Annotated in this window: 24 protein-coding genes; 5 read left to right on the top strand and 19 right to left on the bottom strand. The window is 35.2% G+C overall.

All coding sequences use genetic code 11. From position 1 onward, the window contains the following. Positions 1-146 precede the first annotated feature (146 nt). Genes H6W53_RS07220 through H6W53_RS07205 form a run of 4 tightly spaced genes read right to left on the bottom strand, consistent with a single transcriptional unit; the run spans position 147 to position 7,194 of the window. Positions 147-1,535: a glucoamylase family protein gene (locus tag H6W53_RS07220; RefSeq protein ID WP_185205580.1), complete on the bottom strand. Its 1,389-nt coding sequence runs from the start codon at positions 1,533-1,535 to the stop codon at positions 147-149. 13 nt (positions 1,536-1,548) lie between these two features. Continuing rightward, positions 1,549-2,943, bottom strand: coding sequence for a glucoamylase family protein (locus H6W53_RS07215; RefSeq protein ID WP_185205578.1), 1,395 nt, complete (start codon positions 2,941-2,943; stop codon positions 1,549-1,551). A gap of 5 nt (positions 2,944-2,948) precedes the next feature. Beyond that, a complete protein-coding gene (locus tag H6W53_RS07210) occupies positions 2,949-4,370 on the bottom strand; it encodes a RagB/SusD family nutrient uptake outer membrane protein (protein WP_185205576.1) in 1,422 nt (473 codons plus the stop codon). 10 nt (positions 4,371-4,380) lie between these two features. Continuing rightward, positions 4,381-7,194, bottom strand: a complete 2,814-nt coding sequence (locus H6W53_RS07205) for a SusC/RagA family TonB-linked outer membrane protein (protein ID WP_185205574.1) — start codon at positions 7,192-7,194, stop codon at positions 4,381-4,383. Between the two features lie 450 nt (positions 7,195-7,644). Between H6W53_RS07205 and H6W53_RS07200 the strand changes: the two genes are divergently transcribed. Beyond that, positions 7,645-8,322 (top strand): DUF4197 family protein, encoded by a 678-nt coding sequence (locus H6W53_RS07200; protein ID WP_185205571.1) that lies wholly within the window; start codon positions 7,645-7,647, stop codon positions 8,320-8,322. Between the two features lie 40 nt (positions 8,323-8,362). Next, on the top strand, positions 8,363-8,668 hold the full coding sequence (locus H6W53_RS07195; protein WP_087706271.1) for a DUF493 family protein: 306 nt from the start codon (positions 8,363-8,365) through the stop codon (positions 8,666-8,668). Positions 8,669-8,725: 57 nt separating this feature from the next. On the opposite strand, the gene H6W53_RS07190 is transcribed toward H6W53_RS07195, so the two are convergent. From H6W53_RS07190 to H6W53_RS07155, 8 genes are all read right to left on the bottom strand, one after another. Further along, on the bottom strand, positions 8,726-9,076 hold the full coding sequence (locus H6W53_RS07190; RefSeq protein WP_076394465.1) for an ArsC/Spx/MgsR family protein: 351 nt from the start codon (positions 9,074-9,076) through the stop codon (positions 8,726-8,728). Positions 9,077-9,164: 88 nt separating this feature from the next. Continuing rightward, a complete protein-coding gene (locus H6W53_RS07185; RefSeq protein ID WP_076394463.1) occupies positions 9,165-9,779 on the bottom strand; it encodes a deoxynucleoside kinase in 615 nt (204 codons plus the stop codon). A gap of 34 nt (positions 9,780-9,813) precedes the next feature. Further along, entirely contained in the window at positions 9,814-10,791 is a 978-nt protein-coding gene (locus H6W53_RS07180) for a hypothetical protein (protein WP_185205569.1), read from the bottom strand. Between the two features lie 88 nt (positions 10,792-10,879). Next, on the bottom strand, positions 10,880-11,905 hold the full coding sequence (locus H6W53_RS07175) for a glutaminyl-peptide cyclotransferase (RefSeq protein WP_185205567.1): 1,026 nt from the start codon (positions 11,903-11,905) through the stop codon (positions 10,880-10,882). 40 nt (positions 11,906-11,945) lie between these two features. After that, positions 11,946-12,968: a glutaminyl-peptide cyclotransferase gene (locus H6W53_RS07170; RefSeq protein WP_185205564.1), complete on the bottom strand. Its 1,023-nt coding sequence runs from the start codon at positions 12,966-12,968 to the stop codon at positions 11,946-11,948. Between the two features lie 36 nt (positions 12,969-13,004). Continuing rightward, entirely contained in the window at positions 13,005-13,388 is a 384-nt protein-coding gene (locus H6W53_RS07165) for a VOC family protein (RefSeq protein WP_317169732.1), read from the bottom strand. 29 nt (positions 13,389-13,417) lie between these two features. After that, entirely contained in the window at positions 13,418-13,843 is a 426-nt protein-coding gene (locus tag H6W53_RS07160) for an SRPBCC domain-containing protein (RefSeq protein ID WP_185205560.1), read from the bottom strand. 101 nt (positions 13,844-13,944) lie between these two features. Then, entirely contained in the window at positions 13,945-14,334 is a 390-nt protein-coding gene (locus H6W53_RS07155) for a helix-turn-helix domain-containing protein (RefSeq protein WP_076394452.1), read from the bottom strand. A 170-nt stretch (positions 14,335-14,504) separates the two neighbouring features. Between H6W53_RS07155 and H6W53_RS07150 the strand changes: the two genes are divergently transcribed. Then, positions 14,505-14,777, top strand: coding sequence for a hypothetical protein (locus H6W53_RS07150; RefSeq protein ID WP_185205558.1), 273 nt, complete (start codon positions 14,505-14,507; stop codon positions 14,775-14,777). Positions 14,778-14,787: 10 nt separating this feature from the next. Further along, positions 14,788-15,561, top strand: coding sequence for a hypothetical protein (locus tag H6W53_RS07145; protein WP_185205556.1), 774 nt, complete (start codon positions 14,788-14,790; stop codon positions 15,559-15,561). A 75-nt stretch (positions 15,562-15,636) separates the two neighbouring features. On the opposite strand, the gene H6W53_RS07140 is transcribed toward H6W53_RS07145, so the two are convergent. Then, positions 15,637-15,858 (bottom strand): helix-turn-helix domain-containing protein, encoded by a 222-nt coding sequence (locus H6W53_RS07140; protein WP_076394701.1) that lies wholly within the window; start codon positions 15,856-15,858, stop codon positions 15,637-15,639. A 133-nt stretch (positions 15,859-15,991) separates the two neighbouring features. Between H6W53_RS07140 and H6W53_RS07135 the strand changes: the two genes are divergently transcribed. Beyond that, positions 15,992-16,534 (top strand): hypothetical protein, encoded by a 543-nt coding sequence (locus tag H6W53_RS07135; protein WP_185205554.1) that lies wholly within the window; start codon positions 15,992-15,994, stop codon positions 16,532-16,534. A gap of 21 nt (positions 16,535-16,555) precedes the next feature. Here the strand turns inward: H6W53_RS07135 and H6W53_RS21630 are convergent, their stop codons facing one another. From H6W53_RS21630 to H6W53_RS07110, 6 genes are all read right to left on the bottom strand, one after another. After that, complete coding sequence (locus H6W53_RS21630; RefSeq protein WP_262889535.1) at positions 16,556-16,678, bottom strand: hypothetical protein; 123 nt, start codon at positions 16,676-16,678, stop codon at positions 16,556-16,558. Positions 16,679-17,072: 394 nt separating this feature from the next. Next, positions 17,073-18,077 (bottom strand): bestrophin family protein, encoded by a 1,005-nt coding sequence (locus tag H6W53_RS07130; protein WP_185205551.1) that lies wholly within the window; start codon positions 18,075-18,077, stop codon positions 17,073-17,075. A 64-nt stretch (positions 18,078-18,141) separates the two neighbouring features. Further along, positions 18,142-18,819, bottom strand: coding sequence for a DUF2490 domain-containing protein (locus tag H6W53_RS07125; protein WP_185205549.1), 678 nt, complete (start codon positions 18,817-18,819; stop codon positions 18,142-18,144). A gap of 397 nt (positions 18,820-19,216) precedes the next feature. Beyond that, on the bottom strand, positions 19,217-19,666 hold the full coding sequence (locus H6W53_RS07120) for a VOC family protein (RefSeq protein ID WP_076394435.1): 450 nt from the start codon (positions 19,664-19,666) through the stop codon (positions 19,217-19,219). Positions 19,667-20,318: 652 nt separating this feature from the next. Next, complete coding sequence (locus tag H6W53_RS07115) at positions 20,319-20,690, bottom strand: VOC family protein (RefSeq protein ID WP_185205547.1); 372 nt, start codon at positions 20,688-20,690, stop codon at positions 20,319-20,321. Then, a complete protein-coding gene (locus H6W53_RS07110) occupies positions 20,687-21,091 on the bottom strand; it encodes a hypothetical protein (protein ID WP_185205545.1) in 405 nt (134 codons plus the stop codon). Before H6W53_RS07110 ends, H6W53_RS07115 begins: the two co-directional genes overlap by 4 nt. Between the last annotated feature and the right edge of the window lie 5 nt (positions 21,092-21,096).

Below are 21,096 nucleotides of genomic sequence, written 5' to 3'. Positions count from 1 at the left end.
TTTTTATATTATATTTACCCCTTTTTTTTAAAACCCCCCCGTTGCCCCCTCCTGTGTGTGCTTTTTTGGGGGTGGGGGGGGGGGCGACCCCCCCCCCGAAACCCTAAAATAGCGAGTGCGGAAAGCGGGAAACAGCTTCTGAAAAATTATTTAATATGGTATTTTTCTGATTTGAAGCTTAATTTCTTTAATCCCTGCTGAATTTCAGGTGCATTCATGAATAATTTCCACAAAAATCCGGTTCTGTAATTTTCTATCATCGGCGCAATCGTTCCCTGATCGATCGCGAGATATCTTGGCGTTGTCCAGTTATTATAATGAATAGACGTTGCATCATAAGGTCCGGCTGAGCCAATAAATTCAGGTTTTTGGGTGTAAATAAATCTTAAAAAATCCATTGATTCTTTTGGAGAATACGGAAAGCTGCTCAATGCCGCAGTAGGAGTAATTACCCCATGGTCGTTTTGCGGAAAATGTGCATCATATCCTGCGCTTCCGTCCTCATTTCTTGAATAACTGGCTGTTAATCCCCAATAATTGGGTCCATATCCTTTCCAGTTTTTGGGATTTTCAACGCAATATTTGTAATCAATTAAAACCTGATTTTTATTTAAATCAAAATAGTTTTTGATTAATTTATCGGATAAATTTGTCGGATCCAGACCGATATAGGAATAATGTGCCCAAAATAAAGGTCCTCCGTATTCTGCTGCGCCATTGTGCTTTACGTACATCGGTAAACCATATTTTTCTTTATCTGAAAGGTAGGTTCCGTTTCTTGTCCAGCCTTTGTAATAGGTTTCGGCATCGATCGGATAAGTAGGTGACGAAGCGGCTAAAATATATGTAATTAAACATTCGTTGTAGCCTTCCAACGGGAAGTTCATTTCCCACTGATAATCGGGCGACCAATGCCAGTAAAGGACTTTCTGTCCACCTTTTGTGTACCAGTTCCATTGGATGCCTTTCCAAAGCTCGTCACATTTTTTGGCTAAAGCTTTTTCTTCAGTATTTCCGTTTTTAAAATACTCTCGAACCATTAAAATTCCTGAAGTTAAGAAAGCGGTTTCTACCAGATCTCCCCCATTGTCTTTTTTTCCAAACGGCACTGTTTTACCAGTTTCACCATTGATCCAGTGTGACCATGCTCCTTTATGACGATCTGCTTTTGCAAGAAAATCCATCATGGTACTCAATCTTTTTACCGCATCTTTTCTTGGAATAAATCCTCTTTCTACACCCACTAAAATTGTTGCCAATCCAAATCCTGATCCTCCTGTCGTCACAACATGTTTATCATTATCCGGATAGATATTATCTTCGTGATAGCGTTCTCTTCCCAACATTGAATTGGGCTCTGCATAATCCCAAAAATACTTTAAAGCATCTTTTTGCACCTTATCCATTAACTGCTCGTCTGTGATATTGCTTTTTACAATCTGAACTTTTGATGCTTCCTGCATGGAAGTCTGTGAGTTCTTACACGAAACCGAGAGTGATGATATAGTGATGACTGAAAGTATTATCCTTTTCATAATTTAATTTTGTTTAAAATCCATACTGTGTAGAATGGAATCCTAATTTTATTAATCCCTGCTTAACATCGGGCGCATTCATAAATAACTGCCATAAAAACTGGCTTTTATAATTTTCTACCATTGGTGCAATCGTTCCCTGATCTATTGCAAGATATCTTGGTGTAACCCAATTATAATGAACAGAATAGGCATCATAAGGTCCCGCTACACCTACATATTTATTATAATTTTCATTATAAAGGAATCTTAGCATATTTATACTTTCCGTTGGTGTGTAAGGCATACTCGATAATGCTGCTGTAGGAGAAATAATTCCTAAATCGTTATTTGGCTGATGTGCAGCGTAATCGTCTCCTCCTGTACTCGGATTTCTGGAATAACTTGCTGTAAGTCCCCAACTTTTTGAATTATAACCCTGCCATCCTTTTGGATTGGCAACGCAATACTGATACATTATTTTAGCATGATTGGTTGTGGCATCGCCATAATTTACATATTCATCGGACAAGCCTCTCGGATCCAGTCCTAAAAATGAATAATGCGACCAAAACATCGGACCTACCGTGCCATTTGCGCCGTTATGATTGACTACAACAGGTAATCCAAACTGAGATCCTGTATTTTTTATACTTCCGCTTCTGGCCCATCCCTGCTGATAAACAGATTTATCGATTGAGTAATTTGGAGATGCCGCAGCCATGATATAGGTAATTAACGTTTCATCAAAACCTCTTAACGGCATATTCATCTGCCAATCGTAATTGGGAGACCAATGCCATGTAAGCATATTGGGAGCTGCGGGATTTTGTGTATACCAGTTCCATTCAATTCCTTTCCATAGCGCATCAGCTTTCTGAGAAATTGCCAGTTCTGAAGCATCTGAAGAATTTTTAAAATATTCTCTCACACAGATCAGTCCCTGTGCAAGAAATGAAGTTTCAACCAAATCTCCTCCATTATCTTTCTGACTGAAAGGTACAACCTGACCGTTGGTTCCATTGATCCAATGCGGCCATGCTCCATGAAAACGATTGGCATTCTGAAGGAAATTAAGAGAAGTTGTTAATCTCGAAACCGCTTCAGCTCTGGAAATATATCCGTTTTTAATACCCACTAAAATAGTCATGAGTCCAAAACCCGAACCCCCAGTTGTCACAATATTTGCATCCTGAGAAGGATTATCGGTATGATATCGTTCTCTTGCCAATTTTGATCCTGATTCGGCGTAATCCCAAAAATACTTTAAAGCATCTTTTTGTACCATTTCGATGAGTTGGGCATCGGTGTAGTTGTTGGTGGGAGTTTCCTGACTCTGTTGGTTGCTGTTACTTATAGTATCTTCAGAAGAACAACTGCCACATAAATATATGGCAGTTGTTAATATTATAAAATTTTTAATTCTCATGAGGCTTAGTATCCAGGATTCTGAACAAGCACCCCATTACTTTGATTGATTGCGTTTTGTGGTATTGGGAATACATCGTTTTTCCCGGCAACAAATCCGTAGCTTGCCAGAGCACTGGAAGCTTGTCCTGTTCTTACAAGATCAACAAATCGGTCTCCCTCCATCGCTAATTCTACTCTTCTCTCTTTCCATATTGCAGTACGTAATGCAGATTGTGTAGTTGCTGTTGTACCAGGTAACATGGCTCTCGTTCTCACTTTATTTAAATTCGTGATTGCGGTTGCAGAATTTCCTAATTCATTTGCTGCTTCTGCATTAATTAGCAATACTTCAGCAAATCTTAAAATCCTTATATTTTGTCTGGAGCCATATCCACAAGAAGTATTATTTAAACTTTTAGGAACATACGCTTTCTGATTAAATGTTTTTACTGATAAAGGATCTCCAACCGCAATAACATCTCCTTCAGGCGTTGTTTCTCCATCTCTTAAGATGGTAAGCTCTTTTCTGATATCTCCGGTTTCAAATGCTGCTTCCAAAGATGGAGAAGGCGTGAAGAAACCCCATCCAAACTGTCCTCTTACACCCTGAACTTCTGCATATTGACTGCCTCCTAATGAAGAACATTCACAGTCTACTTCAAATACAGATTCCGGACCGAATTCTCCTGCTATTCTGAATAGATGGTTGAAATCCGGATCTAATGAATATCCCATTGCAATTACCTGATTAGAACTATCGTATGCCTTCTGATAATCTTTTTTATACAGATAAACTTTTGATAACAATCCTAACGCTGCACCTTTGGTAACTCTTCCCTGATCCGCAGCAGAATAAGTCTGAGGTAAAACTTCTGAAGCTGCAATTAAATCTGAAATGATGAAATTATAAACTTCTTCTTTGGATTTCCTAGGGATATTGTAATTTAAATCTGAAGGAATACCATCAAAAATAGGAACCCCTCCATAAATTCTTACCAGATTAAAATAGAAATATGCTCTCAGCATTTTAGCTTCTGCAAGAAGTCTTTTTTTCAATGTCTCGTTCATGGTAATCTTTGGAATGTTACTGATTACCTGATTACATCTTGCAACCGCATTCCATTGACCTGTCCAGTATCCTTCTACTCCGCCATCGGAAGCAGTGTAGGTAAATTGGTCATAAGCAAGCATAAAGGATGCATCTCCAGGATTAGACCCCTTCAGTACGTCATCCGCAGGAACCCCAAAAACATATTGCGAAGGAAATGCAGAGTTTTCCCAGCTTCTTAGAAAGCTGTAAATAGCAGTCGTTGCAGAGACAGCATCAGCTTCTGTTGTAAAGAAGTTGTCTGCTTCATTTTTAGTTTCAGGTTTTATATCTAAATAATCATTTCCGCAAGATGATGCAAGAAATAGACTTAATAACAGTATTGATACTTTTTTCATTTTTTTAATTTTAGAACGTTAAATTAACCCCCATTGTATAGATCGAAGATAATGGATAAATGTTTTGATCTACACCCAACTGAACACGGTCTGAGGTATTCAATATTTCTGGTGAAAAACCGTTGTATTTAAATGATGTCCATGGGTTTTGAGCAGAAACATATAGTCTTAGTTTCTGAATCTTTGTATTTGTAAACAGATCAGATGGCAATGTATATCCAATCTGAATGTTTCTGATTCTGAAGAAACTTCCATTTTCTACATAGAAACTGTTTGGCTTAATAATATTCTGATCATTGGTAACCATAGGATATGTATTAGAAGTACCTTCACCTCTCCATCTGTTATTATAGAAATCCAGATCCCAGCTTTCGTTACCGTAACGTTGTTCTCTGTTGTAGTTATAAATTTCATTTCCTGCAACACCTTGGAAATCAACTGAAAAATCAATATTGTATCCTGATAAATTAATTCCGAACCCATAAGTAAAGTCAGGAATTGGACTTCCTAAGTATGTTTTATCTGAATTGTCAATAACTCCGTCACCGTTAATATCTGCGAACTGAAATCCTCCGACAGCAGCTCCAACCTGCTTAGGCGCAGCATTTACCTGTGCCTGATTCTGGAAGATTCCTGCTACTTGGAATCCGTAATATGAACCTACCGGAACACCTTTTTCTAATCTTGTGATGGTACTTCCGAATAAATAAGGTCCTGTTTCGTTATATGAATTGTTATAAACAGAAGTGATTTCATTTTTAAGAGTAGTTAAATTTCCATATACTCCGAATTTAATTTTATCGGTAAGGTTTGCTTCGTAGTTAACGGAGAATTCAAGTCCTTTATTATTAAATGAAAATGCATTGGTAACCAATTTATTCTGTGCTCCGGAAATAGAAGGCTGCTGAATTCCATACACCACATCTTTAGAATCTTTGTTGTAATAGGTAGCTTCTACTTTAAGTTTATTTTTCAGGAATGCCATCTCCAATCCGAAATCTGTTCCTTCAATAGTTTCCCAACCGATTGATGTATCAATAATATCTGTCGTTGTTTCACCCGGATAAGCAACTCCTCCAAAGTAAGCATTCAGACCGGTTTGTGTGGTTAAAACGTAGTTAAGACCTCTTACAGGATTTCCTAAACTTCCCCAGCTTCCTCTTACTTTTAATAAATCAAAAATATTCTGATTGCTCATGAAGTTTTCTTTTGAGATAACCCATCCTGCACTTACAGCAGGAAACCAGTGTGTTCTGTCATCCGAACTGTATCCCGTAGTTCCATCATTTCTAATGGATGCATTGATGAGATATTTCCCTTTGTAATCGTAATTTACCCTTCCGAAATAAGACTGCACTCTGTCTCTGAAACCAACTTCCCAAGAAGCTCCGTCTGCGTAATTATTTCCACCGCCGCTTGTTGTTGGGATACTTCCTGAAAAATACAAAGACTGCTCTGTACCGTTATACACGATATCTCTTCCAAAAGTATTAAGATTAAGCCCGTAATCCTCATTTCTGGTCATACCAGCCAAAATTTCAAGGTTATGACTTCCTAACTGCTTTCTCCATGTTAAAGTATTATCTAAAACATACGATCTCAGCATCTGGTTTGTTCTTAATAGGCTTGAACGTGAAGTACTTGCAGGAATGTAGTTGATAACCGGACTGTAGGAATAGGATTTTACATCAGAATTATCCTGAGTATAGCTTAATCTATACGTAAAATCGTCCCAGAATTTATATTCTCCCCAAAGATTTATTAAGTATCTGTTACCATTATCCTTTCCTCTGAAAAGATCTAAAGTCGCTCTTGGGTTCGCCAATGAAACAAGCGTCTGATAGCCGTAGGTTCCATCTGCGTTCATTGGGCTGTAAACAGGTGGAGAAAGATATGCTGTTAACGTAGGATTGTTTGCATTATCTCTTCGTGTTGTACTCCATGTTGAGTTGGTACCTACCGTTAAATGATCTGTTAATTTATACGTTAAATTAATCTTTGAAGTAAATCTGCGGAACTCGTCTCCACTGTTGATTCCTTTACCTGCAGCTAAATTTCCCTGATCTGTTAAATAACCTAAACTTAAAAAGTAATTTAATTTATCTGATTTTCCTGAGGCAGAAATATCATTGGAGTTGATCATGGCATCTCTGAAAATCTCATCAAACCAGTTTGTGCTCGTAGGAAACATAGAAGAATTAATAAATCCTGTTGTAGAACCCTGATTTTTTAATTTTTCATTATAGAGTTCCACATACTGATCTTTATTAACCATTTTAGGTATGTTGGAAACTCTCTTTAATCCGATATAAGAATTGAAATTAAAAACATTTCTTCCTTTACCTGATTTTGTTTTAATAATCACCGCACCTTTTGAAGCTTTGGCTCCGTAAATAGCTAATGATGAAGGATCTTTTAAAACACTCATCGACTCGATGTCCAGCGGATTCAGAAAAGAAATATCTTCTGTTATACTTCCGTCAACAATAAATACTGTTGTTCCGTTTAAAGTTCCGATTCCTCTGATATCAACCCTTGGAGAAGCTCCAGGAGCAGCGCCGTTGGTAATCTGAACCCCCGCTACTTTTCCCTGAACGGAACTAAGTGCATTTGGATTAGGCTGATTTTCTAATTGCTTTGAAGATATTGTAGCAATACTCCCCGTTACATTCTCCTTTTTCTGAGAACCATATCCAATCATCACTACTTCCTCGATCTTCTGCTCCTTCGGAACAGTATCTTTTGGAGTAGTTTGCGCATTGACATTCATACCGAAGTATAAAACCGCAATGAGACATGAATACTTTAAATCACTTTGTTTCATATAGTTTAATTTTATTCGTACAATCAGTTCTGAGATCGGAAGCCTTACTTCCGACTGTCTTTTTACAGGAAAATAATATATTCTCAATAAAAGACATTAGTCAAAATTATAAAAATATCTTCAACAATGTTAATTATACTTAAATTTTTTATCATTCTGTTAATATTTGATATTTACAGAAAGACATTTAATAATTGATTATAATTACTAAATTGCTCAATATAAATTCAATTATTAAATATTTCTCAATTTTAAAGGAATAATATTCAATTAAAAATTTTCGTCTTATTTACTTATAATAAATATCTTAACAACTATAACTCCACAAATTCAGATTTTATTTTGTTATATCATCAATTTAACAATATGAGTAATAAAATTTGTTAAACTAATTCTACTGTCATAAATTTGGTTCAGTATTTGACAATCATTAACGTTTAATCAATATCAATGAAAAAATATATCATCGCGGCAGCTCTTCTGATAGGAACCGGAGCAGTTATCAATACAACCATGCAGTCCTGCACGACTCTCGCTACGTCTGATCTTGGATTATCGATTATTAAAAGACTTCTTTTAAACGGAATCGATAAAGGAGTTAATGTATACAGCAACAGAGATGCTTTTCTGCAGAACAATATGGTGGATAAAGCTCTTCCGAAGCAGCTTAGAGACATCAACTCAATGCTGGAAAAAATTGCACCTTCTCTGGTTGCAAAAGAGAGAGCTTATATTGCGGATGCGGCAGTTTACACCGTAAATATTTCAAAACCAATCCTTGTGAATGCTGTTAACAGCCTTAATGCAAATGATGTCACAAGAATTATTCAGGGAGAAAAGGGAACGGCAACTTTAATTCTGAAAGAAAAAACTTCTCAGCAGCTTATTGCCGCAATTACTCCAAAAGTGGAAGAACAGCTTAATCAATACGGCATTGTGAAAAGCATCAACACCGCTTTATCAGGCAGCAATTTATTGGGCAGTCTTTTAGGAGGCAATAAAACTTCTGTAAATTCAGGAGGATTAAGTCAATTGGCTTCCGAGCAGCTTGTGAATGGGATTTTTAACATCATCGAAGATTATGAGATCCAAAATTCCAAGTCGCTTCTGGGACCGCTTGGGAAATAGAAAAATTTTGACTATATTTATATAGATTTTTAAAAAGCAGATGGATATATTACAAGGAAATCAACACGCAAACCCTGAAGATTTTTATAACTCTTTGAGGGAAAAACTGGAAGGTCATCACGATTTTCCGGAAGATTATTTATTTAAATTTATTATTCCTACCGATCAGGCAAAACTTACAGAGATTTATAAGGTTTTCGACGGAATCAAATTTACACTGGGAAACCGAGAAAGTAAAAACGGAAAATACACAGCCTGCAATATTAACGCATTCGTTTTAGATGCAGATCAGGTGGTAACCATTTATCAGGAAGTCGCAAAAATAGAAGGCGTCATTCTTTTATAAAAACAAAAAGTCAGCTTTACGGCTGACTTTTTTAGTTTAAATTATCAATGAATTTATTTATTTCTCAATAAAATACTTTACGTTTTCAATCGGTCTTCCGAGCATCGCTACCGAACCTTTAATAATAATCGGTCTCTGGATCAGGGACGGATTTTCAGCCAGAACTTTGATCCATTCTTCTTCAGATAAATTTTTGTCTGCGAAATTTTCCAGATACAATTTATCTGTTTTCCTGATGATATGAAAAACACTCTGATTCAGTTTTTTTAAAACCGTTTTAATTTCCAGCTCACTCAGCGGATCTTCAACAATGTTGATGATCTCAAACGGAACTCCGTTTTCATCGAGGTATTCTAAAACCGCATTCGATTTTGAACAATTCCCATTATGTAAAACCTTCACCAACATGATTATTTATATTTAAAAATTAACTGTTTCTTTAGCAAATTTAGAAAGAAATAAAACGATTACTGCTTTAATGTATAATAAAAGTTTGTTAAAACAAACCGTTTAGTTCCGCTTCGATTTTCTCTAAAATAAATCCGAAATCTTCAGGCTTTTCTACAAAATCAAGATCATCCACTTCAATAATCAAAAGTTTGCCTTCCGTATAATTGGAGATCCATTTTTCGTATTTCTGATTCAGTTTTGAAAGATATTCGATGCTAATGGATGCTTCATATTCTCTTCCTCTTTTGTAAATTTTCTTTACCAGATTCGGAACGTCAGATTTAAGGTAAATTAATAAATCCGGCGCAGAAACGAAAGATTTCATCAGATTGAAAACAGATTCGTAGTTTTTAAAATCACGATCCGAAAGAAGATTCATATCGTTCAGGTTTTCTGCAAAAATATGTGCATCTTCATAAATCGTACGATCCTGAATAATATTTTTCCCGCTCTCTCTGATCTCTTTCACCTGCCTGAATCTGCTTCCTAAAAAATAGATCTGAAGCGCAAAACTCCACTTGCTCATATCCGCGTAAAAATCCTCCAGATAAGGATTGTGATCTACATCTTCAAACTGGGCATCCCAACCGTAATGCTTAGAAAGCATCGTCGTTAACGTCGTTTTTCCTGCTCCAATATTTCCTGTAACTGCAATGTGCATATTTTCCCTAGTATATTTTTAATTTAATAAAGATCTAAATTCCGGCAGCCTGAATCTGGGAAGTATCTTCAAGAAGCTTCTGAAGGGAACTTTCCGCAGGATTTTTGCTTTCAATTTCCTGATTTTTCTTTTCCAACTTTCCTTCAGGACTATCGGGTTCCGCCACTTTTTCTATTGATTTTTCTTCTTCCTGCTCCGCTGCTTTCTGTTTAGGATCAGGCTCTGTTTGTGGTTTGGGCTCCCTGCTTTTTTCAAGGCTGTAAAGGTAAAGTTTATTAGCTTTTATTTCAAAATATGACAGTGTATTTTTATCCACAATCTGCGCATCCGGATCTTCGAAAATCTTCACCATTTCTTTTTCCGGAATATACTTTAAAATAGAATTATTGGTGATCACCAGTATAAATTCATTCTCTCGTCTGAAACGTTTTCCGTTTTCCAGAGGCGCTTCAAAGAGCTTTTCAAACTTTAATGAATATACGCGGATGTATTTTCTCGTTAAAATATACACCTTACTTTCATACACCAAAAGATCCGTCAAATCATCAATTGCGGCATCGAAAGGATAAGAATTAATAGTCGTTTCGTTTCTGAAATTATACTGAATAAGGCGTTTTGTACTCTCATCCAACAACCAGAGCTGTTGAAGATCTTCCGCATACGCCATTTTAATAAACCCAAATTTCTGCTTAAAATCGACCTTTTGGATTTCGTTAAGATTCTGATCTACAAATTTCATTTCCTGAGCATTTTCAGAAAACAAAGGCACGCTTAACGGATTTTGTACCGTCTGCACTTTATAAGGAACCGTAAGCATCATCTTTCCGATCTGCTTTCCTAAGGAATCGTATTTGGTAAAGCTGAAATCTTTGTTTTTATAGATGTACAGATTTCCGTAATCGTCGGCAAGCATATCTTTTGCTTCCTTCAGTTTCAGCGTGTCTAAAGGAAGAACTTTCTGCGCGGATAACGAACAGAAAACCAATGCAAATATGAAGGATAATAATTTCAAATTCTTTTACTAAGATAGCGCTCCGGAAAGGAACGCTACCAATTTACTGCTTTTATTTATTTCAACAGAAATTGCGGTTCATTTTAACTTATTTAATCGCAACTTCGTAAATTTTCGACCAGTTTTTTCCTGTAATCAGCATATGATCTCCTTTAAAGGCGATTCCGTTAAGAACATGTTCACTGTTATTCTGAGTATATTCTTCCGTGATCTTTGTAAAATCAAATTTCCCTACAGTTTCACCGGTTTGAGGATTGATCTTTAAAATATAAGGCTGATGCCAGATATTGGCATAAATAAATCCGTTGTAATATTCCAGCTCGTTGATCTGATTGTAAATTTCTTTATTTCCGCCCACAGAAACCGTTTTCACCACTTTGGAAGGATTATTTACATCCAGAAAATACAGTTTATTCGAACCGGTGTCTGCGATAAGATTTTTCCCGTCATAGGTCATTCCCCAACCTTCTCCGAATTCATTTGGCAAAGGAAATTCCGAGATTTTCTTTAACGTATTTTTATCGTAAACAAATCCGATCTTATTTTGATAGGTCAACTGATAAATTTTATCTCCGGCAATGGCAATTCCTTCGGAAAAAATATCGGCGGGCTGTTTTTCAGTCTGCGCCGGAGTTGTACTTCCCAAAGTATATTTTATTAATTGTGAAGCTTTTTCCAGCCCATCACTTTCATAAATCGTATTTTCTTCTATGAGAAAACCTTCCACAAAATTATTCGGATCATGAGGATATTCTGCTACAATTTCAAAAGGAATATTGGCTTCAGGATTTTTGGTAAAAACGTTGAGGGTGGCATCCTGATTTAAAATCTCCCCGCCCTTCGTTTTAATATTGAAGGTCACCTCATTATCGCCATACGCAAAAAACTTCGGATCAATGGTTAAATCTGAGGTTTCCTTATCCCCGAAACTTATGGAAATGCTTTCCGCATTGTCGGTAACTTCTTCCGGAAGATTCAGTTTATCACCAAAATGATATCCCTTCTGCTCCATCGAATTGTTATAATCAGCTAAAGAATCAAGGATTTTTTTATCGTTTTTACAGGACATCAACAGCAAAGCTGCTGCAAAACCTGCGATCAGACTTTTCTTCACTTCAAGTTTTTATTTAATTAGAAAACAAAAGATTCGACAATTATTTGATCGCTACTTCGTAAATTTTAGACCAGTTTTTACCGGTTATCAGCATATTGTCTCCTTTGAAGGCAATTCCGTTCAGTACGTCGTCGATTCCTTTGGTATTCTGCTTGGCAATTTCAGTAAAATCAAACGTTCCCACTACTTCTCCGTTCGCAGGATTAATTTTCAGAATGATCGGTTTCTGCCAAACATTGGCGTAAATAAATCCGTTATGGAATTCCAGCTCATTCAACTGATCGTAAGCCTGAGAACTTCCCGCAACGGCAATGTATTTTACCATTTTTGAAGGATTGTTCGGATCTAGGAAATACAATAATTTACTTCCATCTGAAGCAATCAGGTTTTTACCGTCGTACGTTAATCCCCAACCTTCACCCAAAACATTCGGATATGCAAATTCTTTGATTAATTTTAAAGAGCTTTTATCGTAAATATATCCTTTTTTGCTCTGCCATGTTAACTGATAGACTTTATCGCCAACAATGGTGCTTCCTTCAGAAAAGTCTTCCTGTGGCTGTTTGGTTGAAGCCAAAGGCGTTGTAGTTCCTAACGTATATTTTAAAATCTGCGAAGAACCGTTCTGTCCGTCGCTTTCATAAATCGTGTTGCCTTCAATCTGGAAACCCTGCACGAAATTTTTCGGATCGTGAGGATATTCGGCGATGATTTCGTAATTGATTTTCTGTTCAGGATTTTTGGCAAAAACATTAATGGTTGCGTCCTGCGTTAATGTTTCGCCGCCTTTTGTTTTGATATTAAAAGTAACAGCATTGTCACCTAACGTAAAGAATTTAGGATCTATCGTAAGACCGGATGTTTCTTTATCTCCGAAACTGATCGAAATGGTTTCTGCATCTTCGGTTACCTCTTTCGGCAAATCCAGTTTATCTCCGAAATGGTATCCTTTTTCCATCATCGAGTTGTTGTAATCTGCCAAAGAATCCAGTACTTTTTTATCATCTTTACATGAAGCCAACAACAAAATCGCTGCAAAACCTGCTATTATATTTTTTTTCATTGATTTCTAAAATAATTTCCCCAAAATTAGCAAAATTTATTCCTCTGAACTAATTTCATGAAGATCTTGACCAAATTGTAATATGTAACCGTTGTTATCATAGATCGCAAATTCCCTCATTTCCCAGTCGAACGTTTCTATTTCGTAGCAGATTTTTACTTTATTGTGCAGCTCTTCCCATAATTCATCTGCATTATTTACCGTAAAATAAAATGAACCTGTAAACCCTATTCCGTTGAATTTCTCATGCTGATTCGGTTTAGTAAGCATGATCTCTACCTCATCTTTCTGCAAATAAGCCCATTGCCAGTAGTCGTTTCTTTCCTGTAATGTAAAACCAAGAATCTGCGTATAAAAGGCGATTGTTTCATCGAATTGTTCCGTCCATAAAACAGGACGAAGGGAATTGAATTTTGCCATCATTTATATTTTAATTCCACGAATTGAGATCAGTTTTCCAGATATGGTTTCAAACTTTCCTTCAAAATTCCGTTCCAGCCCTCAGTAAAAGATTCTCTTGAAAAATGTTCGCCTAAATCGTTAAAATAATCAATATCGTCGTGAATAAGCTTTATTAAAGTTCCGTTTTCATCGGGTTTTAATTCCCAGGTTACAGTTGTTTTTTTATCGGAAAATTCGGGATAAGCCCAAGAATATTTCAGCTTTTCATTGGGAACAATTTCTAAAATTTCTCCCTGATGATGATACTTTTTCTCTTCCCCCGGTTCATAAAAGTTGAATATTTTGCCGGTTTGCAGTTCAAAATCAAAAATATCGAAATACCACGACTGCATTTCAGTTTTATCGGTTAATGCTCTCCAGACTTTATAAACCGGAGCATTTATTTTCTGCTCTACAATAATTGGATGACTCATATTTCTGTTTTTTAATGTTTGAATGCAAAAATGATGAAAGAAAGTAAGACTATTTGTATTTATAAAACCTCAGAGGTTTATAGTATTTAAACTTTCTGAAATTATTTTTTTAACAAACTTTCGATAAGCTTACTTTGATTTTCTATTATTTTTGCCATTTGCTCCTGATTTTCTAAAATTTTAGTAATCAATTCAGGTGAATCATAACTAATTGTATTATTTGTTGATTCAATAACAAAAATAGGACTATTCGAATTGCTTTCAAACGTTGAATTTGAAAAATCTATACTTGGCATTTGTTCCTGAATCAAATCAAAGAAATCCACTTCAAAAATTTCTGCAATTTTCTGTAGGTTTTGCAAAGTGGGTTTAGCTTGTCCTGTTTCCCATTTATTATAAGCAGGCTGGGAAATATCAAGCTGATGTGCGATATCCATTTGCGACCAGCCTTTCTGTTCTCTTAGCTTTCGAAGCTTTGTTTCTAAACTCATACATTCAAGATTTAAATGCTAAAGTAATGTTTTTTAAAATTATAACCAACGGTTATCGATTTTATAACTGCCGGTTGTTGTACAGAAAGGGAAAAGATTATATCTTGGCAACGTGATTTAAAAACAATTACTTTTTTAAAAATATTTATTAACTTTAAAAATTCAATTACATGAAAAAGAAAATTTTGATTGGTGCTTTAGCTTTAGCATCTGTGTTTACATTAGCTTCTGCAACGGATGGAAACAGTTCATCCTCCGAAACGGAAAGAAGATTTTGGGGAAGCCAAATTGTAGGAGTAGCAAGTTGTCAGCAAACCACACCATTTCCTGATGGCAGTCCTCGTTTTATAAAAACATGGATTGTAGAATATAATATTTTTTGGATAGGAGTTTCTACTTATGAATCGGAGCCAATTTATGCAGCACATTGTGATATGCCTTAAGAATACTTATATGAAGTTTTTATGTATATGGAAAAGAGCAATGCTCTTTTCCTTTTCCCTTCTAATGTGCTTTTGTAATGCACAGAACATCATCCGATTTTCTGATGGTAAACAAATTGATTCTGTATTTATTGTAAATTCCTCACATAAAGTTTTACTCAATAAAAATAATTTTCAAAAGTATCAGTATAAATCTAATGATAAAATATTGTATGAAAACAAGATATATGATTTTACCTTAGAAAAAGACACTATGATCTTATTTGATAAGGTTCAGGAAATTGAAGCTGTTAATATTGTAAATAATAGTAGAGAAGAAATATCTGTAAAGAATAAAAAGAAGTCGAGGTATGTTTGCTCTATATTTTCTAATATAAAGAAAGCTGTTTTTATTCCAAACCATTTTAACAAAAAATCCTATTTGAAATCCATCACCGTTTTCCCAAGAAAAATATTATTAGAAAATGGTATATTAGAAATATTCATTTATGAAAATAAAAACGGTTTTCCTAAAGATGATGCCGAACTTTTAAAGTTTGAAAAAAATATTAGTGATATAGAGACCGGATCTTTTGAAATTGTATTACCAAAGGCGATTGTATATCCTGAAAACGGATTTTTTATTCTTTTTTACATACGAGATAAAGAAATTACTTTGGCTAAAAAGGTTATAAATTTGAATTGTAATTCGGAAACTAAAGAATTTATGAAGTCAGATTATACCCAGAAATGGACTTTCATCAATTTCCCCTCACTTCAATATAAATTAAAAATCCTGCAATAATTAAAACACGGTTCCTTTTTTTAATATATTCAAAAGAAAAAAATCCCAACCCGCGTCAGAATTTTTAATATTTTTTTATAATCCAGCCATTTCAAAGAATTTAGATAATTTAATGTTTTGGGCTTCACATATTCTCATAACAGTAATTAAACTTATTTGATATTTTTCGTCTTCCCGGATTCTTCTTACAGTTTTTTCATCAATGTTGTTTTCATTAGCAAATTGACTGTTGTTGTTCATAGGAATAACCCACTTATCCCTTATAAACTCAACGATCTTTCTATTTGCTGTTTCCATGAAAACAAATAAAAGCGTTATTCTGTAAAATAATTCGGATTGAAATCCGAATCGTAATAACTTTTTGTTACATTTGCAAAATAGTCTAGATCTGGCTAACCAAAAAACAATAAAAACACAAAATAGTATTCGTATGAAAAAGATAATTATAGACTTTGAATCTCGTTTTTGGTGCGGTGAAAAGAAACATTCTCCACTTCCGCTCATGGAAGTATTTTTCCAGTTTCATGATCTGGTAACTGCCAAAGAACGGCTCAATCTCATTATGCAATACGCAGCAAAGCCCAAAAAGCAGATTCTGGAAGAACCTTCCCTTATCTTTTATTTTCATCAGTCGCTTCGGTCGTTTATTCGGGCAGGATATTGCCTTAGAAGCAAAAGCGAAAAATGGTTAATTCATCCGCTTTCGGAAGACAAAAATCCGATGTTACAAGGATCGTTGTCGATAAAAGAATATCACAATCCGGTAAAAGTTTTCCGGAAAGCTTTTAAAAAATATCGTGTTGAGGAATTCGAAGAGTTTCTCTCGGAAATCGTATATTTCTCTCTAGGAACTTTCAATAGTGCACCGGAGCGTAATTTGGCAGATCCATATTTGTACCTCATCAAAATGCTGGATGCAACATGGCTGATTCTGGAACGCGAAAACAATAAAAAGCTGTTAGAATCAAATTAAAACATGAGTAAATTTATTGTTTCAAGTTGTCTGATACTTAATAATTTCTGCTTTTTTATCAAAATCAAACATTTCCAGATGATATTCATGAAGAATTTCAACATCACCTCCAGTAGAATCATCAACTTTACTGTCGTCTGCCAAATAAATTTTACCGCCATCAAAGACGATATCATAGAAAGGATCATCCGCTTCATCCGGATTTGAAAAAGCTAAAGCTAAATCTTATAATCCTATTGAATTAGAATAAAAATAGGCTGACCTTTATTGGTTAGCCTATTTTATTTTTATCTATCCAAGTGTTTTGGCTGACGGGTGTACCCTTTTAAAAAATCTCTGCTTCAAGAGCTTAATTTTTAATAAAAAAAGCTAAAATTTTTGCCAAAACATCTAAAAATTTCACTGAAAGACTTAAAACTTTAGTAAAAACACCTAAACAGAATGCAATAAGACTTAAACGGAACGTAAAAAGACTTAATGAGATATTCAATTCACCTTAACGTTTAAGATTTTAGTAAATTAAGCTTTAAAAATGCTCTTACAACACAATATTATTCTTAGGAACAATGGCAGGAGGAAGATTGGTTTCGTCCAGCATATCTCTCATGTCAATTTCAATGGTTCGGCTGATCTGCGTGATCGGAACATCATTTGCACTTCCCTCAAAAGGATTTACGGAAGCCTCTCCCACATTATCCAGCGTATGAAAACACCACGTTACCAAAAGCGAGAAAGGAATATTAAACCATATTGTAAAACCTTCAAAAGAAGTTCCTTCTCCTAATTTATCAAATTCTTTCAGAAGTCCGAAGGGAACAAAAATGATAAAAAGCAACAAAAGATAGGTGGTTATAGACGAAAAATTTCTCGGATAAGGAAAGTTTTTAATTCTCTCCGCTTTTCCCTGATTGTCTGTAAATTTCACCAACTGCTGATTGATCTGCGTCCACTGAAAATCATTAATTTCGCCATTTGCATACGCTTCAGACAGTTCTTTACTCTGAAATGCCATTAGTTGTGTCGCTCTGTTCTTTTTGCTTAAAATATACTTCAGTTCATCATCCGAAAGATAGTTTTTCAGTTCATCATCCAGTTTTGAAATTCTTTCTGAAACTTCATATTTTCTGGCATATTCGTCAAACTGAGGCGTATTCATATTTTCCCAGGCTCTCGGCTCACGAAGCTGAAAACGAAGAGCGGTAAGCCATGCATAATGACGCTCGAACATCGTTTTTACTTTTTCAGGATTTTTCCCGCGCAAAGAATCTCTCAGAATATATCCGAAACTCCGGCTGTCGTTAATAATGGCTCCATAAATTTGTCTGGCTTCCCAAAGACGACTGTAACTTGCATTGTTTTTGAATCCTACGATGAATGCCACTGCTGTTCCCATGATGGCAATCGGCTGCCACGGAAAGGAAATAAACTTCCACCCCAAAAAGTACATCGTGGTAGGAATTGCCGATAAAACAGCTAAAATAATGATGCTTCTCTTGGTCCAGAGTATAAATTCTATGGCTCCAAATCTTTTTCCTGCGTGCATAAGTGTTTTATTTTTAGTTTAAATGTTTAAAATGAATTTCTGAATTTAAATATACAATTGATTTTTAGTTTTTGGTGAACGGAATGTTGTTGTAAAATCCGATCTGGATCTGTCCGCGGTTTCTGTTTTCCTGAATCTGGTTCATGTATCCCGCTTCAATTCGCATATTTTTATTAATGACATATCCTAAAGCGCCGTAGACTCTGTTTCTGTCGAAAACCGGACTGTCGAAATGAAGAAAAATTTCATTGTAAGCCGATGCATAAATTGTTTTGGGCAGCATTTCTTTGTTATTGATCGGAATATTAAATCCTAAAAAATAACGGAACCTCATCCTGAAATCATCTTCCAGAAAACGCTCTTCCAGACGGTAACGATGCTGAATATTAAAACGTCCGAATTTCTGCCTTGTAATATACTGCTGGAAAATCCGGTGCTCTATATTTTCTGTTTTTTCTCCTTTTACGTAAGGCTGACTCAGAATAAAACCGTATCCTAACAAAACATTGTTATTGTTTTCGGTAAGATCATAGCCGATTCCGGTGCGGATTAACAGTTGTTCCAAGTCTCCTATTCCGTCGAAATTTCTATACTGGATTTCGTTGTGGAAATTCAGTTTTTTGCTGATTTTATTATTCCCGAAATACATATACCAAGCTCCCAAATCGCTTTTCTGAGCCTGTGAAAAAGTTGCTCCCAACGTAAAAATTCCCAAAACAGCTTTTTTTAAAATATTTCTCATATAATTATATTACTATTATCTATCGTTTTCAATAAATTTAATATTTTAAATCAATAATAACAAACTGCATATTTTATGCTGCCCAAACTTTTTATTTACCCGTAAAAGTCACAAAAGATGACTAAACTTTTATTTAAAGTTGATCATTATAAATGTAAAAGTTCACAATAGTTTTTAAAAATCTTTGATTTTTATTCTTTTGAGCGCTTTGATTATCAATGAAATTCGCTTTAACATTGTCTTTTGTGCCTTTTATGGTTAATTCTGAAATTAGTTTAAAATGAAAAAATGTCGATAATTATAAAATGAGCCTGTAGAAGTTATGTTGATTTTACGAATAGAATAGGAGATAAAAAAACTGACAGAAATTCGTCAGTTTTAAGGTTCTATTATCATTCTAAGGATGCTGCTGCATTTTTGCAGGATCGTCGTAATTTACCATCCAGTTGATCCCGAATTGATCGGCAAACATTCCGAAGTAAGCACCCCAAAATGTATCGGACATGGGCATGGTAACCTTTCCGCCTTCGGAAAGTCCCGCGAATAATTTGTCCGCTTCTTCTCTGGATTCTGCATTAATAGAAATTGAAAAGTTATTTCCCATTACCAGATGAGCAGCGTGATCGCAACCTGCATCACTTCCCATTAAAATCGTTTCTTTAGAAATCGGAAGCGAAACGTGCATAATCTTGTCTCTGTCTTCTTCTTTTGTTTCCTGACCTTCCATTGGAGGCATTTCTCCGAATGTTCCTATGTAAGGATATTCTCCGCCGAAAACAGATTTGTAAAAATCGAATGCTTGTCTGCAATTTCCGTTAAAAGTTAAGTAAACATTTACTGTTGCCATAGATGTGTCTTTTTTATAGTTTAGTTTTAATTTTTAACTTGTCTAAGCTTTTTTACCACAAAAGATTTTGACACTTTAGTTTTTTTAAGTTTATTGATTGTCCGTTTATTAACCTAAAGCTTCGACAGGCTCAGCTTGACATCGCTAGAAATCAAGTATTTAGTATTAGAGATGTCACACTGAGCTTGTCGAAGTGCCTGTTATAGATGATTGATTTTCATATCATTGCATAGTAATAGGTTGTTTAACGGATATTCAATTAAGTTTTATAGTTAAATGGAAAAAAGAGCACGTAAGTTAAAAAAATCAAAGATTTTTTTCTTTGCAGACTTTTGAAATACTTTAAATCCAATAAAGTCTTTTGTCTCTTTTGATTAATTTGTCTAAGCTTTTTTACCACAAAAGATTTTGACACTTTAGTTTTTTAAGTTTAATAGTCAAATGGAAAAAAGAGCACGTAAATTAAAAAAATCAAAGATTTTTTCTCTTTGCAGACTTTTGAAATACTTTAAATACAATAAAGTCTTTTGTCCCTTTTGCGGTTAAATTTAAAATGAGTTTAAAATGATTTTTAAACCTGATAAAAAGAACAATTTAGTTATTAAAAACCTTTGATTCTGCCCTTTTATGAGGTTATAAAAAGAGTAAAACCTTACCTGTGCTGATCGATTAGGATCATATTTCCGTCCGGATCTTTCAGGTAAATATGTTCAGGACCGGAAGTATTTTCATCGGCTTCCTTCTGTAATTCCAAACCCTGTTCTTTTAATCTTTTCTGGATTTCCCGAACATCGTCGAAAGATTCAAGATTCTGCGCATTCTGATCCCAACCCGGATTGAAAGTAAGCATATTCCCATCGAACATTGCCTGAAAAAGACCAATAATATGGTCGCCGCTTTTCATGATAAGATAGTTGTGATCGATATTTCCAGCCATTTGGCTGAATCCTAATTTTTCATAAAAATCTTTAGACTTCTGAAGATCTTTTACACTGAGACTGATTGAAAAAGCACCTAAATTCATACTTGTTTATTGTTTAATGCCAATTTGTATCCTGCCAAAACCAATCCCCATACTGCAATTCCCAAAACCCAGAACCAGAAAGGAGTCGGAAGCATCACCATGTTGTAAATGGTAAAAAAAGTGAAAATAACTCCACAGATTATTGCAGAAGTTGGTTTTCCGTTGTTGGCAACTTTAGTGGAAATAAATCCTGCAAGCAAAGCTCCCAAAGCGTAACCGAGAATCACGATAAATTTTCCCATAAACGGTAAATTTTCCACATACGCTCTGAATCCTTCAATATCATCCGGTCTTAAACCTGAAGGAAACGGATACAGCGCATGACCGAGTCTTTCCATCAGCCAGACTCCGATGGATCCGGCGATCATTCCTGCAATTACCGCTAAAATTCTTCTTAACATACTAA

Source organism: Chryseobacterium sp. C3 (assembly GCF_014218905.1).
Taxonomy (GTDB): Bacteria; Bacteroidota; Bacteroidia; order Flavobacteriales; family Weeksellaceae; genus Chryseobacterium; species Chryseobacterium mucoviscidosis.
The sequence above is the reverse complement of the archived record's forward strand: the minus strand, read 5'-3'. Positions and strand labels throughout refer to the sequence as shown.